Origin of the sequence: Undibacterium sp. FT79W, from assembly GCF_014284215.1 — a bacterium.
Lineage (GTDB): Bacteria > Pseudomonadota > Gammaproteobacteria > Burkholderiales > Burkholderiaceae_D > Undibacterium > Undibacterium aquatile.
This window is the reverse complement of record NZ_JACOGB010000005.1, coordinates 139,493-154,970: the sequence shown is the minus strand read 5'-3', so window position 1 is coordinate 154,970 and position 15,478 is coordinate 139,493. Positions and strand designations below refer to the sequence as shown.

12 protein-coding genes are annotated in these 15,478 nt (G+C 51.8%); 4 read left to right on the top strand and 8 right to left on the bottom strand.

What is annotated here, in order from left to right; translation table 11 throughout:
• Positions 1-2: 2 nt before the first annotated feature.
• The 8 genes from nudB to H8K38_RS10330 form a co-directional block, all read right to left on the bottom strand.
• On the bottom strand, positions 3-452 hold the full coding sequence (gene nudB / locus H8K38_RS10365; RefSeq protein WP_186884756.1) for a dihydroneopterin triphosphate diphosphatase: 450 nt from the start codon (positions 450-452) through the stop codon (positions 3-5).
• 186 nt (positions 453-638) lie between these two features.
• A complete protein-coding gene (locus H8K38_RS10360) occupies positions 639-1,118 on the bottom strand; it encodes a cache domain-containing protein (protein WP_223826804.1) in 480 nt (159 codons plus the stop codon).
• Between the two features lie 385 nt (positions 1,119-1,503).
• Positions 1,504-2,310 carry a CsgG/HfaB family protein gene (locus tag H8K38_RS10355; RefSeq protein WP_186884755.1) on the bottom strand — a complete coding sequence of 269 codons (807 nt, stop codon included), beginning with the start codon at positions 2,308-2,310 and terminating at the stop codon, positions 1,504-1,506.
• A gap of 144 nt (positions 2,311-2,454) precedes the next feature.
• Positions 2,455-2,982, bottom strand: a complete 528-nt coding sequence (locus H8K38_RS10350; RefSeq protein WP_186884754.1) for a GNAT family N-acetyltransferase — start codon at positions 2,980-2,982, stop codon at positions 2,455-2,457.
• 70 nt (positions 2,983-3,052) lie between these two features.
• The gene (gene aspS / locus H8K38_RS10345; protein WP_186884753.1) at positions 3,053-4,858 is read right to left on the bottom strand and encodes an aspartate--tRNA ligase; all 1,806 of its coding nucleotides are present in this window, start codon (positions 4,856-4,858) and stop codon (positions 3,053-3,055) included.
• 70 nt (positions 4,859-4,928) lie between these two features.
• The gene (locus H8K38_RS10340) at positions 4,929-5,537 is read right to left on the bottom strand and encodes a DUF502 domain-containing protein (RefSeq protein ID WP_186884752.1); all 609 of its coding nucleotides are present in this window, start codon (positions 5,535-5,537) and stop codon (positions 4,929-4,931) included.
• A gap of 54 nt (positions 5,538-5,591) precedes the next feature.
• Positions 5,592-5,912, bottom strand: coding sequence for an FmdB family zinc ribbon protein (locus H8K38_RS10335; protein WP_186884751.1), 321 nt, complete (start codon positions 5,910-5,912; stop codon positions 5,592-5,594).
• 165 nt (positions 5,913-6,077) lie between these two features.
• Positions 6,078-7,508 carry a sodium:solute symporter family protein gene (locus H8K38_RS10330; protein WP_186884750.1) on the bottom strand — a complete coding sequence of 477 codons (1,431 nt, stop codon included), beginning with the start codon at positions 7,506-7,508 and terminating at the stop codon, positions 6,078-6,080.
• Positions 7,509-8,142: 634 nt separating this feature from the next.
• Between H8K38_RS10330 and H8K38_RS10325 the strand changes: the two genes are divergently transcribed.
• From H8K38_RS10325 to H8K38_RS10310, 4 genes are all read left to right on the top strand, one after another.
• The gene (locus H8K38_RS10325) at positions 8,143-8,877 is read left to right on the top strand and encodes a ribonuclease (RefSeq protein WP_186884749.1); all 735 of its coding nucleotides are present in this window, start codon (positions 8,143-8,145) and stop codon (positions 8,875-8,877) included.
• 197 nt (positions 8,878-9,074) lie between these two features.
• The gene (locus H8K38_RS10320; RefSeq protein WP_186884748.1) at positions 9,075-10,004 is read left to right on the top strand and encodes a hypothetical protein; all 930 of its coding nucleotides are present in this window, start codon (positions 9,075-9,077) and stop codon (positions 10,002-10,004) included.
• A gap of 227 nt (positions 10,005-10,231) precedes the next feature.
• Positions 10,232-11,482: an exonuclease SbcCD subunit D C-terminal domain-containing protein gene (locus tag H8K38_RS10315; protein WP_186884747.1), complete on the top strand. Its 1,251-nt coding sequence runs from the start codon at positions 10,232-10,234 to the stop codon at positions 11,480-11,482.
• Positions 11,479-15,432, top strand: coding sequence for an AAA family ATPase (locus tag H8K38_RS10310; RefSeq protein WP_186884746.1), 3,954 nt, complete (start codon positions 11,479-11,481; stop codon positions 15,430-15,432). The genes H8K38_RS10315 and H8K38_RS10310 overlap by 4 nt, the downstream gene beginning before the upstream one ends.
• Positions 15,433-15,478 lie beyond the last annotated feature (46 nt).

The following is a 15,478-nucleotide window of genomic DNA, read 5'->3' as shown; positions in this document are numbered from 1 at the left end:
TTTCAGTTCTGATTAAATTCTGGCAGCAGCAATATCGCTTCTGCATTCGATGCTGAAAAACAGCGGTCTGCAGCGGCTTGCCAAGGCAACCACTGATATTGCACGTGTTCACGCGGAGCAAGGCGCACCGTCACATCCGGGCTGACACATAAGCCAAATACGTGTTCCGTATTGTGTGTCACACCCGGCGCATAGCGATGACGCCAGACCGGATAAATTTCATACACATTCGATAATTGCCAGTCGCGCAGCGCAAATTGCGTGGCGTCGATGCCAGTTTCTTCTGCCACTTCACGTATGGCGGTGGTAAGCAACGCTTCGTCCGGCGTATCTTTAGAGCCAGTGACCGATTGCCAGAAACCGGTTTTATCAGCGCGTTCAATTAAGAGTACATCGAGTGCAGGGGTGTAAATCACAACCAACACAGATTCAGGAATTTTATACGGGGACATTATGCTCGTGGGTGCTTATGCTTATACATACATGTGTCGTCAACCACTCCATTCTAGCGCCTTTAGCTACCGTTTTTTTCTTTCGCTGAAAGTAAAACGCTGCTCCGGAACAAACTTTCACGGAACAGCGTTTTACTTTTGTCAGATCAGTACCCGCGTTTTGCTGCAGGCATTTTTCGAAGCAGATTATTTGGCAACGTAAGTGCCGACACACACGATGGTATCACCCGCACCACGTTCGCAATACGAACGTTTCAGATCATACGATTTGGTCGCCGGATTATTGAATTTATACGGACCGTACCAGCCTTTTGACGACGCTTTGACGGTATCGATCATACCTTTGATAAATGCATTGCCATCGACGTCTTTCATCGACAACAGGTTTTTACCAACCATCTTGGCATTCGCCCCCTGTGCCAGACAGTTGCCTTCAAAGTCGTACACGAAGACATACAGATCTTTATGGTTAAACGTTGCATCAGGATGCTCAGTGAATGCTTTATAGGCTTTTTCCGGACCGGCTGATTTCACCAGCGCTACCGCTTTTTTTACCATCTCTTGTGCTTCCGCTTCAGTCCCATGATCCGTCGCATACGCAACCGACGACAATGCAACACTTGCCAACATGGCGACCGGCATGATTTTTTTTACAAAACTGCTCATTTTCCACTCCCTGAAATTAATTATTGTTCTGACCAGATACCAATATTTCCTGTAACTACAGGATAGTTATAGCAGTTTTTTATTGCTTAATTGCATCTGGAAACAAGAATTCACATTGTCGTATCGATGTCGTTGTGACGGTATGTAGCACCAACGCTAAGCGTGACAAAATGCGTTCCCGGCTTCGTGCAGCAACATTTTTCAGTTTGCTCATGGGTATCGAGGCTGCGCCTGTAAAGCTGAATGCGGCGGATCAATTCAGCAGCAAACGAGGTTCGCGGGAATGTTCATTTCAGGAAAATCAACATGCAACAGCGCCCACAATGTAAAAGGGTTCGCCATGCGAACCCTGAACGAACTTTTTATCACCCGAAAAAAATATATGCTATTTCTTCAGCGGCACAGCAGGTGGTAATTCTTTACTCTGCAACTGCCTGATCTGCGGCACCAGTTTATTGTGTGCATCAAGAAAGGCGGCAACAATCACTTTGGCTTCGTTGGTATTGCTCCATCCAGCCCCTAAGCCGCCTATGCCACCACCAAAACTGAGTCCACCGATACCAAGATCAGTCGTCTTCGCAGCGCCCGTTGACGCCGCGATTTGTTCGGTTGTCTCATTATCAGTTAACAATAGTGCGACCTGCGCTTCTTTAAAACTGACCTTTTCTGCATATCCGGTATAGTTTTTCAGGAAAGGAACCATGCCCATAATGACGCCAAGTACGCCGCCAGCTTTGCTTTCAGAAAATGTCAGGCTCGGCGTCATGGTGTATTGCGCTTCATAGCCTTTGCCTTTTTGCACGGTCGTATTCTTGCGAATGATGCCCTGCGCCTGTAAATCCTGCTCTTGTATCACGGCCTTCAAACCTGACGCCCGGTCAACGACGCGGAAACATCCGCTTTGCTGCGCCAGCAAACGAATCAGCGGTACAGGCGAAGTCGGCAAATTGTAGGAACTTTGCAGCGTATAGCCATTCGGATTTTCCACCAGCGCCAGCGTGGCGACAGGTGCATCACACTTCACCAGCGATTTGTTTGCTCCCATTGCACCGACTGGACCCGCAGCACCGGTGATTTCCGACGAACCTTGTCCCAGCTCGGTCTTTTTTTCACCACAGGCACTCAATACGAATGCAGAAAGCCCGAGCACAACACAGACACCGCAACGAGATGCAGACAGACGATATTTCATCACTACGAACCCAATCTTCCAAAAAATGAACCCGCCGAATTTACACGAAATTGCACTCCGCAACGCCAAACCTGATATGTAAAATTCGTAACAATTTATGTTTCAGGCCGATGACGATAGCGCTCCGCGTCTCTGCACTGGTTCTTATGCTGTGTCTTGTGTTTGTAACATAATCCAGTTTTTATGCCGGGTCTCTCCTAAGTCAAAAAAGATCTCGCCACATTGCTGGTATTGATGTTTCTGATAAAACTGCATCGCTTTGCTATTTTCCGCATTGACACTCAACCACAAGCGGCTGCCTTGTGCCGCAGCCAGTTGTCCTGCACGTTGCAACAATGCTGTACCAAGACCATTGCCAGCAAAATGTGCCTGCACATATAAAGTCTTCAATTCGACATGGCTAGCGTCACACGTCGGACATGCACTATCAGTATCCACCAATGCCAGCGCGAGCAAATGTTGCTGATGTTCCGCCACCAACAAATGCTGCGATGCCTGTTGCATACATTGCAGAAAATAAGCAGGCGTCAGATTCTTCAGGACGTAGCTGGCAATCTCGTCGTTAATTCCCTGCTTCGCATAGGTATGCGTCCAGACCTGCACTGCCAGCACGGCCAGACGCGGTGCATCTGCCGGAGTGGCAAGGCGAATCTGCGTGGTCAAATTCAGCATAGTTCAATTTTTCAAAAAAGATGGCGAAAAAAAAAGCGCGGAATCCGCGCTTTTTTTAATCTGAAATAATTCAGGCTTTGATTGCTGGCTCTGTCGCACGCAGACGGATGTGCAATTCGCGCAATTGCTTTTCGTCGACTTCCGATGGTGCTTGCGTCAACAGACATTGTGCACGCTGAGTTTTCGGGAAAGCGATCACATCGCGAATCGATTCTGCACCAGTCATCATCGTGACGATACGATCCAGACCAAACGCCAGACCACCATGCGGAGGCGCACCGTATTGCAATGCGTCCAGCAGGAAGCCGAATTTCAATTGCGCTTCGGCATCGTCGATCTTCAATGCACGGAACACTTTGCTTTGTACATCTGCACGGTGAATACGAACCGAGCCACCGCCGAGTTCCCAACCATTCAGCACCATGTCGTAAGCCTTGGCGATACACTTGCCCGGATCACTTTCCATCAAGTCTTCATGACCATCTTTCGGAGCAGTGAACGGATGATGCGTTGCTGTCCAGCGATCATTTTCTTCATCATGTTCAAACATCGGGAAATCAATCACCCACAATGGTTTCCAGACATCTTCAAACAAGCCATTGGCTTTGCCGAATTCGCTGTGGCCAATCTTGACGCGCAGCGCACCGATCGCATCGTTAACAACTTTGGCTTTGTCTGCACCAAAGAAAATCAGATCGCCGTCTTTGGCACCAGTGCGCGCCAGGATTTCTGTCAATGCAGCGTCATGAATATTTTTGACGATAGGCGACTGCAGACCGTCACGGCCTTTTGCCAGTTCGTTGACCTTGATGTAGGCCAGACCTTTTGCGCCATAAATCGCAACGAATTGCGTGTACGCATCGATCTCGGAACGCGGCATGTTCGCGCCACCCGGCACCAGCAAACCAACCACGCGGCCATTGTTCATGTTGGCGGCGCCAGAGAACACTTTGAAATCCACGTCCTTCATCACATCCGTCAATTCAGTGAATTGCAGCTTGACGCGCATATCCGGTTTGTCGGAACCATACAGGCCCATCGCTTCGGCAAAGTCCATCACTGGGAATGGATTCGGCAGGTCGATATCCAGCGTGTTTTTGAAGACCAGACGGATCATGCCTTCAAACATGTCGCGGATTTCCTGCTCATTCATGAACGATGTTTCGCAATCGATCTGAGTAAATTCTGGCTGACGATCAGCGCGCAGATCTTCATCACGGAAGCATTTGGTGATCTGGTAGTAACGGTCAAAGTTAGCCACCATCAACAATTGTTTGAACAACTGCGGCGACTGTGGCAACGCAAAGAAGTTACCCGCATTCACGCGAGACGGCACCAGATAATCACGTGCGCCTTCCGGTGTGGATTTGGTCAGCATCGGTGTTTCGATATCGATGAAGCCATTTGCGTCGAGGAATTTACGCACTTCCATCGCCACTTTGTAACGCAGACGCAGATTGTTTTGCATTTGCGGACGACGCAGATCGAGTACACGGTGGGTCAGGCGTGTAGTTTCAGACAGATTGTCGTCATCCAGTTGGAATGGTGGCGTAACGGAAGGATTCAGCACTTCAACGTTGTGTGCCAGCACTTCGATCTTGCCGGATTTCAGATTCGCGTTACCGGTTCCCTCAGGGCGGCTGCGTACAACACCGGTGATACGCAGACAGAATTCATTACGCACGGATTCTGCAGCAGCAAAAACATCTGCACGATCAGGATCGCAGACCACCTGCACCAGACCTTCGCGGTCGCGCAGATCAATAAAAATCACACCGCCGTGATCACGACGACGATGAACCCAGCCGCACAGGCTGACGGTTTGGCCGAGTAATTCCTCAGTAGTGAGGCCGCAGTAATGGGTACGCATGGACATAATTTCTTACCTGTCTGTATTCAAAATTTAAAATGAGTTGATCAAGCGGCAGCTTGTGGCTGCAAGATCTTTATTTCTTCTCGGTGGGGAGATGCTCGGGAGCCACCACGCCCATGGAAACAATATATTTGAGCGCCGCATCGACACTCATATCCAACTCTATCGCATCCGCCTTCGGCACCATCAGGAAAAAACCTGAGGTCGGGTTCGGCGTTGTCGGCACATACACGCTGACAAAATCACCTTGCAGATGATTGACCACATCGCCGCCCGGCACACCGGTCAGAAAACCGATGCTCCAGCAATCACGGCGCGGATATTCAATCAACACGGCTTTACGGAAAGCATTGCCGGATGACGAAAACAAGGTATCGGAAACCTGTTTAACGCTGGAGTAAATCGAATTCACAATCGGAATCCGGTTTAGCAAGCCTTCCCAGATACGCACAACATAATTGCCGATGAAATTTCGTGTCAGCAAGCCTGTCACAAAAACAATCAACACTGTCAGTAAGGCACCGAGACCGGGCACCTTGGTACCAAACACCACTTCAGGCCGCCATTGCTCCGGCAGCAGCAGCAAAGACTGATCCATGGTCGTGATAATGGCGTGCAGCACCCAGAAGGTGATACCCAGAGGAACCAGAATCAGCAAACCGGTAATAAAGTATTTACGCATAGTGTTCAGTCAAGCTCAGTCTAAGTAGTGTTTCATGTGCATCGTTGACAACGCTCAGGTCGATGTCTTGTCGCTGGCCGCAGCCGGTGCTGCTGGTGTGGCCGATGATTCTGTCGCCGTTGGGGCGCTTCCTGCGGCACTACCGCCATCTGTCGGCACAGCCGGTGCTGAGATTCCTGCCGAACCGCCGGAACCGCCACGGAAATCCGTGACATACCAGCCCGAACCTTTAAGCTGAAAGCCAGCGGCAGTGACTTGTTTCTTAAATGATGCTTTGCCACAAGAAGGGCAATCTGTCAGCGGTGCATCGGAAATCTTTTGCAATACATCTTTGGCAAAACCACACTCTTCACAACGGTAAGCGTAAATCGGCATACTCTCGCCCTAAAAAAACTGATAAAACCCTGAATTATAAAGGTTTTCAACTGAAATTTGCGCATTGCATCAACAAGCGGTGTGCTCGGTAGCGCTGAGCCGGCCCAACGTCACTGGCTGGCGACATCGCTGAGGCGGACAAAAAGTGCCGCCACAAGCTGGGAATCAGCGTAACGACGTTTTCACCCCGCCCTTGTATTGCGGTAATAGCGAACCGACGATCATTCCCGCCATGCTCATCAACACGCCGACCAGTTGCGGCGGCCAGAAACCTTCCGGTGCGGTCAGTTCCAGCGCAACCCAGCAAGTAATGCCGAAAATAATCGATACCAGCCCGCCCTGCGCCGTTGCCCGTTTCCAGTACAAACCGAACGCCAGCGGTACAAACGCAGCCACCAGCGTCACTTTATAAGCATTTTCCACCATCTTATAAATGCTGGACTCGGTATTCATTGCAAAGATGGTCACGATTGCGGTAAATACCAGTACCACGACCCGCATCATCAACAGGAACTGTTTATCTGACTGTTTCGGGAAAAATGGTTTCAGTATATTTTCTGAAAAAGTAACCGATGGTGCCAGTAAGGTCGCACTGGCGCAGCTCTTGATCGCCGACAACAAAGCGCCGAAAAACATCACCTGCGCCAGCATCGGCACTTTATTCATGATCAGCGTCGGTAAGATCAACTGCGAATCTTTATCGATCAGACTATTCACCATGCCAGGGTCGATCAGCGTGGCGGAATACGCGAGAAACATAGGAATAAACGCAAAGCAAAAATACAAAACGCCGCCGAGTATCGACGCGTTCCCTGCAATTTTTTCGTTTTTCGATGAGGCAACGCGCTGGAAAACGTCCTGCTGCGGTATGGACCCCAGCATCATCGTGATCCAGGCAGCAAAGAACCACAGCATTTCTCTTGCTGTCGGCGACGGCCAGAATTCAAATTTACCCGCCGCCGCCGCATGTTCGATCACGACGCCTGCACCGCCCACCATGCCGGAAACTTCCCAGCCTATGTAGACCATGCCGACCACGATAATGATCATTTGCAGAAAATCGGTAATCGCCACCGACCACATACCGCCCATCAGCGTATAAATCAGCACGCTGGCTGCACCAATGATCATGCCGGTTTCCATGGTTATGTAACCACCGGAGACCACGTTAAACACCAGCCCCAGCGCCTTGATCTGCGCCGCAACCCAGCCTAGGTACGAAATCACGATACACAAAGTGACCAGAATTTCGACTGTGCGCCCAAATTTATTCCGGTAATAGTCGCCTATCGTCAGCAGATTCATGCGGTACAGCGGTTTGGCGAAAAACAACCCGACCAGTACCAGACACAAAGAGGAACCAAACGGATCTGCCACCACGCCTTTCAAGCCTTCTTTGACGAAAGTGGAGGAGATACCCAGCACCGCCTCTGACCCGAACCAGGTCGCGAATACGGTGGCAGTCACCACGTACATCGGCAAAGAGCGTCCGGCAACAGCAAAGTCCTTAGAGTTATTCACATAGCGCGCCGCATACAGGCCTATGCCAACCGAGATAACCCAATACAGGATAACGAACCAGATAAGTGTATTCATGAAGTTGCGTGTGTCAGGAAACCAATAAAAAAACCCGCGAATTTTGAGCGGGCATTATAAAGACATAGGAGATGAGAATATACAGCGAATAATCACTATTTATATAGAGAAAATCATCAGTTTCCGGCATCACCGTAATGATCTGTGCGTATCTTCAAGCTTTGCAACAGCATGCGTGCATACAGTTCGAATCACAACTGTCATACCCACGTAACACTCTGCATATATAGTGCGCGTCAGACATGTGAACGTCTCCCCTCGGATTAACCATCCATTCGGCAGCCTGATAAGGCTGCTTTTTTTTGCTGTTTTCGACAGAAAACGCCACCCGTAGACAGACTATGACTGCGAACAGCGTCGCCATCACAACGGCAACAGTTCGACAATCTCGCAGAAATCGTTATAAAACAACATTTGCCACACCAAATAGTTTGATGGGGCCAATCGCTCATTGTTGTTATATTTAAATTACAAATTTGTCACATTGACGTCATATCCTGACGGTAACTTTCTGAAGTCGCCACACTGGCGATAAATCCGGCGCATTCATGTCTCAGCGATGCGTTTTCACTTCACTGGCATCTCAGTGTATTTCGCTTTAAAAACAAATAAACACTAACCTCAGGGAAAATCTATGTTGTCTAAACTTATCAAGGCGTCAGTCGCTATATGTGTTTCTATACTGGTCAGCGTTGCGGCACAAGCGCAATCGTATGACTTCGTTTTACTTGCGGCATCCTGGCAGCCTGGCTTTTGCGTCACCCACAGCAGCAAACCAGAATGCCAGAATCTGAAAGGCACTTACGCTGCCACACATCTGTCTCTGCATGGCTTGTGGCCAAATGCCTACGATGGCAACCATCCACAATATTGCAATGTTCCGCAAAAGGATATCGATCTGGATGCGAGCAGCGCCTGGTGCAGCATGGATTCTTACGGCGCCAGCAGTTCCACCTTGTCGGTGCTGAGCACTTATATGCCAGGCGTGCAATCCTGCCTCGACAAACATGAATGGTTCAAACACGGCAGCTGCAGCACCAAAACAGCCGACAACTACTGGGGCGATGCCAGCAGCCTGAGCAATCGTCTGGGACAAACCGCGCTGAACACGCTGATCGCAAATAACATCGGCAAAACTTTGTCGCGCTCGCAATTGCTGGCAGCCGCGAATACATCATTCGGCAGCAGCGGCTCATCCGCAGTGTCGCTGAAATGTACCAAAACCAATGGCGTCAGCTATCTGACTGAAGTCTGGGTCAATCTGAATAAAAATAATCTGAGCCAATTCCCGGCATCGACATCGCTGGTCACGAATGCGAATGTTGCCGGCACCTGCCCAAGCACCAATATTTTTATCGCTAAACCATAATGCCGAGAGAGTTGCGTTGCTGACGACATTCGTCACGGTCGAATTGTCGTAGATTGAAAAATTTACGGTGACGGTGACGCAGTGTGCAACGCAGGTAAAAAATGAAAATGGCTATCCGCTTGCATGACGGATAGCCGCTTCACAGAACACCAATCAAAACATCAATACAACATCAATCCGCCATCGACAGTCATTTCATGTCCCACAAACAATTGCTGGCATTCTCTTTATTTCTCAGCAGCGTCGTGCTGGTGCTGGTATTCGCCACGCAAAATTCTGGCGACAGCGATCATGCGCCGATCAGATTAATCATGCACGGCAGTTCATCGGCACCAAGTGGCGACAACAGCACCAACGACACACAAGCGACTGAAACACTAACCACCAACACTGCCATTGCCGACCCGCTGGAACAAAGCAAAGATTTACGCGCGATTTTTGAACAAAACAAAAATGCGCAGGATGCCGCACGCCAGCAACTGGCTTATCGCGCCTGGCGCACCTGTCTGCCAAATTTTGCAGGCACCGGTGGCGATACCCTGCGCCAACAGATGCAATTGCTAGCGGATAACACGCCACAAAAAATCGCATATAAGCAATTGACAGAACGTTGCAAAAATTTCGATCAACTCTCTGCGGATGAGATACGGCAACAGCAACAGATACAGCAAGCCCATTGGTCCGATGGCATGGTCAGAACAGCGGGTGAACGCGCAAGCCAATTGCTGCAGCAAGAGCAGTACGCTGCCGCGATGCAAGCGGCCAACGCCGCATTAGCGACGCGTAATCCGCAGGCGCTGGAATCCTTGCGCGGCTTTGTCAACACCTATCTGCGCAGCAATAGCCTCGATGAAGAACAACAAGCCGCGCTCAGCATACGCGCGCAGGCATTCACGCTGGCGGCGTGTCAGCTCGGTTATCCATGTGCTGCAGACAGCCTCCAGGCGACCGAGCAATGCGCGTACAGCGGTGTCTGCGAAGGAAATATCCCTGAACGATTGCTGGCGGCATTTCCGCATGATGCTGGCGGCGACAGACAACGCCAGCAATTATTAAGCGACAGCGCCCGCATCCTCAAAGAGTTGCAAACACCGCACCCGGATCTGCAAACGCTGCTGAATCCCTGAATAAATATGCGCCTTTCCAGCTATTTCTGGCCTGTGAAGCGCATAAAATATAGGGCATTCATCGTCAGGTCTTCTGCCATCTCATCCGCCATTTTGCAGACAGCTCTGGTAAAGTCATCGCTATACATTTAAACGCACAGCGATGTCCGCCGCGCTTCGGAAAGCCACCGCAACATGGCAACCCAGGCAGATTGACATCGCACCGCTACCGCATTAAAAGGCTTCCCTTGCGCATCATTCATACTTCCGACTGGCATCTCGGCCAGACTCTGCACCAGTTTGACCGCAGTGTTGAACATCAGGCTTTTCTCGACTGGCTGAGCGACACGCTGGTCAGCGAGCAAACCGATGCCTTGCTGATTTGCGGCGATATTTTCGATACTGCGAATCCGTCTGCCGCCGCCCAGAAACAGTTCTACCGTTTTCTGCAGCAAAGCAAAACCCGCCTGCCGCAATTACAGATCATCATCATTGCGGGCAACCATGATTCGCCGGGACGTCTTGAAGCACCGGCCCCTTTACTTGATAGTCTCGGTGTGACTGTCATCGGTTTCGTGCCGCGTCTAGCCGATGGCAGCATCGACATCGCATCGTTGCTGCTACCGCTGAAAAATGCGCACGGTGATATTGCCGCATGGTGTATGGCCATTCCGTTCCTGCGTCCGGGTGATGTGCCGCGCATAGAACAGGCCAATGATCCGTATATGGAAGGTATCGCGCTTTTGTATCGTCAGGTCTTGCAACATGCCATCGACATACGCGAGCCGCAGCAAGCCATCATCGCGCTGGGTCATTGCCATATGGTGGGCGGTGAAATTTCTGAAGAATCCGAACGCCGCATTGTCATCGGTGGCACCGAAGCTTTATCGGCGACTATTTTCGACAGCAATGTCGCTTACGCAGCGCTCGGGCATTTGCATCTGGCACAAAAAATCGGCAAGCAGGAACACTTGCGTTATTGCGGCAGCCCGCTGCCCTTGTCGTTCGCCGAAGTGGATTATCGCCATCAGGTATTACGCGTCGATCTGCAGGAAAATCAGGTCAGCGCGATCACGCCGCTGTATGTGCCGCGTGCCGTCGCCTTATTGCGCGTGCCGGAAAAACCGGCACCGCTGGCGCAAGTGCTGGTGGCATTGACCGCGCTGGATATCCCGCACGATACTCCCGCCGAACGTATGCCGTTTCTGGAAGTACGCGTGCGGCTGAACGCACCGGAACCCGGTTTGCGCGCAGCGATAGAACAGGCGATCGAAGGCAAACCTGTGCGTCTCGCTAAAATCGACACCAGTTTTGCGCAAAGAGAAGCCAGTGCAACATCCGATGTTGCACTAGCCGAACTGGAACGCCTGCATCCGGATCAAATTTTTGATCGTCTGTATCAAAGCAAATTCGGTGATGACAACCAGAGCGGAACACCGCCGGAAATCAGTGCTGCCTTTGCTGAATTATTGCTGGCAACGCCGGAGGTGCAGGCATGAAAATTCTGGCACTCCGCGGTAAAAATCTGGCCTCACTGGCGGGGGAGTTTGTCGTCGATTTTGAACAGGAACCCTTGCGTTCCGCAGGCTTATTCGCCATCAGCGGCGCCACTGGCGCAGGTAAGAGCACGCTGCTCGATGCGCTCTGCATGGCCTTGTATGAAAACACGCCGCGTCTGGTAAAAGCCGGTGGCAATAAAACCCTGCCGGATGGCAAAGAACTGATCTCGCAACAAGACACCGGCAACCTGCTGCGCCGAGGCACTGGCGAAGGCTACGCCGAAGTGGACTTCACCGGCAACGATAGCATCAATTACCGTGCGCGCTGGAGCGTGCGCCGCTCGCGCAACAAGGCGAATGGCAGCTTGCAACCAACCACGATGACGCTGCATCAATTGCCAGAAATGCTGGCGATCGGCGGAAAAAAAACGGAAGTCAAAGATGAAATCGTCAAACGCATAGGACTCAAATTTGAACAATTCACGCGTGCTGTTCTGCTCGCTCAAAATGAATTTTCCAGCTTCCTGAAAGCCGACGATAACGAGCGTGGTGAATTACTCGAAACACTCACCGGCAGCGACATTTATTCTGCACTGTCGATAAGTGCATTCAAGCGCGCCAAAGGCGAACGCGAAGCACTGGAACGTTTTCAAAGTCGCCTGGCCGACAATCAGCCATTGAGCGATGAAGCACGCGCGTCGCTGGAACAGCAGATCGCTGCCGCACTGACGACACTGGAAAAACTGGATGCCCACAGCGCCGCGATTGAACTGCATCTGCGCTGGCATCAGGATGCTGAAAAATTTGCACAAAGCGAGCAAGCCGCGCTATCCGATTTGCAGGAAAGCGAGCAGGAGTCTGCCACCAGCATCCCGCGCCAGCGCTTGCTGGAACAACTTGATCAGGTGCAAAGCGCCCGCCCTTTGTTCGCCGACATCACCCGCCTGCAACGCGAGATCGTGCAAGATCAGGCGACGATAGAAGCTGCGCAGCATCAACTGCTGCAAGCACAACAGGCGCAACAACAAGCGCAGGCAGCGTTCCTTCTCGCGCAAAGCGAATTGCAAAACAGAGAACAGGAACAAGCTGCCGCTGCCGTCTTGCTCGATCAGGCAAAAGCACTGGATGCCAGCATAGAAATCATGCTGCCTGCGCATCAGGCTTTACAGCAAAGTAAAGAGCAAGCCGATCTCGCATGCAGTGACGCCAACACGGCATGTCTAAGCAGGCAAAACGAACTCGGCGAGTTGCAAAAGCGTCTGGCACACTCGGCGCAATGGTTGCAACAACACGCTGCGCTGCGTGTGCTCGCTGAACATTGGGATAAATGGGATACCTTGTTATCTCAAGCCGCCGTTGCCCGCGCCGACCACGAACGCTATCAGGCCAATATCCTCGCACTGGATGGAAAACAAGTAACGCAGCAAACGCAAGTGGCACAGCACGCAACCAGCCTGCACACTGCAGAAGAAGCACTGGTTGCAGCCGATCAGCAGCGCCAGCAAACCGCGCAGGCATTCGCCCTGATAGATATCGATGTACTCCGTCGCGACAAACAAAGCGCTGAAGAAAAACGCGAACTGCTCAGCAGCGGCATGCAATTATTGGGACAGTTGCAGGAACGCCATGCGCGTCTGCAAAACGTGCAGACACAAGCAGAGCAGGCGCAACTGGCGGTCACTGCCGCACAAGCTACGCGCGTGCAAGCGAGCACGACATTACCTGCATTAAGCGCCGCTTTGCAGCAAGCGGAACGCGCACTCAGAAGCGCGGAAGCAGCCTGTGCCGACAATGTAGAAAGTCTGCGTGCGCAATTACAGGATGAAGCGCCCTGCCCTGTGTGCGGCGCAACGGCGCATCCGTATGCTCAGGCCGACAGCAATCCGCAATTGCATGCGTTGCTCACGCAACTGCAAGCGCAGGTGCAGGATTGCCGTCAACAAGAACAGCTCGCCCGCGAACAAGCCAGCCACCACCACACACTGGCCACACAACACGGCCAGCAGCTTGCACAACTTCAGCAGGAACTCAGTACCCTGCACGAGCAGATCGCACACCAGCAGGCGCAGTGGCAACAACACGCCATGTTTGCGTTCGCCGCATCTGATGAATTACCTTATCTGCAAACATGGCAATCACTGGAACAACAGCAGCAAGCGCTTCACATCCATATCGCAGAAATACAAAAAAGCGAGGCCGTTTATTATCAAGCTCTGCAGGCCAAAGATGCCGCACAAGCCGCATGGGATAAGGGACATCAGTTATATCTCGGATTAAAAGAAGCACACAGCATTGCGTTGAACGCGCTGGCGAACACCGTCGCAGAGCGCGCGAGTAACGCGGAACAGGCAATACACAGCCGCACCCGCCTTGACGACATATTGTATGAACTCGATGCCGCTTTCGCCGTCACGGATATCATCAGCGATGATAGCAACGATGCACAAGTATCCTGGCGCGACCACTGGCAAGCGTCTGCCATCGCCTTCCAGCAGCAGTGCAAACAAAATGCCCTCGCCTGGCAACAGCAGCAGCAAACGCATCAGCAAGCTGAACTTGGCATTGCAACTCTGAATATCAGTCTGGAAAGCAGCCGCATTCAGCAGCAAAAGGCAAACGATGATCAGCAAGGTATTGCGCTGGCACTCAGCAACAGCGAGCGCGCGCTCAACGATAAACAACAGCAACGCCGAACGCTGTTTCAGGGTGAAGCCGTGGCTGTCATCAGCGCGCGTTTTGCCAACGCTATACAAGTGGCGAAAGACCAGTTGGCGCAACATACGATCGCCACCAGCGCCAGCCAGCAACAGCTAAGCCGCAACACCGAAGCACTCGCGCAGGCACAGACGCGGCACAATCAGCATCAACAGGAAGCCATCAACGCGCACACGCAACTGACTGCTTGGTTAGCGCACTACAATGCTCAGGCTGCCAATGCTAAACACAGCGAGGTTGAAAGTGATCATGGCGATGAGGATACTGCATCGATTGGCAGCAGCATCCTCACCGAAGCGCAGTTGCGCACGCTGCTGGAGCACGACAATGCATGGATCAGCGCCGAACGCAGCGCACTGCAAGCGATTGCCAATGCACGCCAGCAGGCGGCGACGGTATTGCAGGAACGCCGCCAGCAAAGCAGTGCCCATCAATTACAGCGTCCGGCAGCATTGCCGCTACCAGATGTTGCTGACGCCGAAGATAGCGACAACACCACAGCAACCAGCAACAACGGTGACGACAGCGCACCGTTGGCAGAACAAGCCTCAAAAGAAGATAACAGCAATGCGGCACACATCGCCCATTTGCAACAATGTCTGCAGACCCTGCATAGCGAACGTCAGCAAGCGCAACAGTATCTGGGGCAACATCAGCTTGCCAAAGCACAGGACGATGCGCGTCGCCAGCAGTCCGCCGATCTGCTGCAGGAAATGCAGCAGCAACAACACCGCCAGCGCATCTGGGCGCAGCTCAACGACCTGATCGGTTCGCAGGACGGCAAGAAATTCCGCAATTATGCGCAGCAATACACACTCGATGTGCTGCTCGCTTATGCCAACCAACATCTGCATCAGCTGGCGCGGCGTTACCGTCTGCAACGCATACGCGACAGCCTGGGTCTGATGGTGATTGATCAGGATATGGGCGACGAAAACCGCTCTGTGCATTCGCTGTCCGGCGGCGAATCTTTCCTCGTTTCACTCGCCCTCGCACTCGGCCTGGCCTCACTTTCCAGCAATCGCGTGAAAGTCGAATCGCTGTTCATCGACGAAGGCTTCGGCAGCCTTGACGCCGATACTCTCAGAGTCGCCATGGATGCCTTAGATAGCCTGCAAGCCCAAGGCCGCAAAGTCGGCGTCATCTCACATGTACAGGAAATGACCGAACGCATTGCAACGAAAATCATGGTGCAAAGAACGGCGGGAGGAAGGAGTTTGGTGGGAGTTTTATAGAGATCAGATTTTTTATTCGAAATCAGATGAAATTGGAAATGCACCC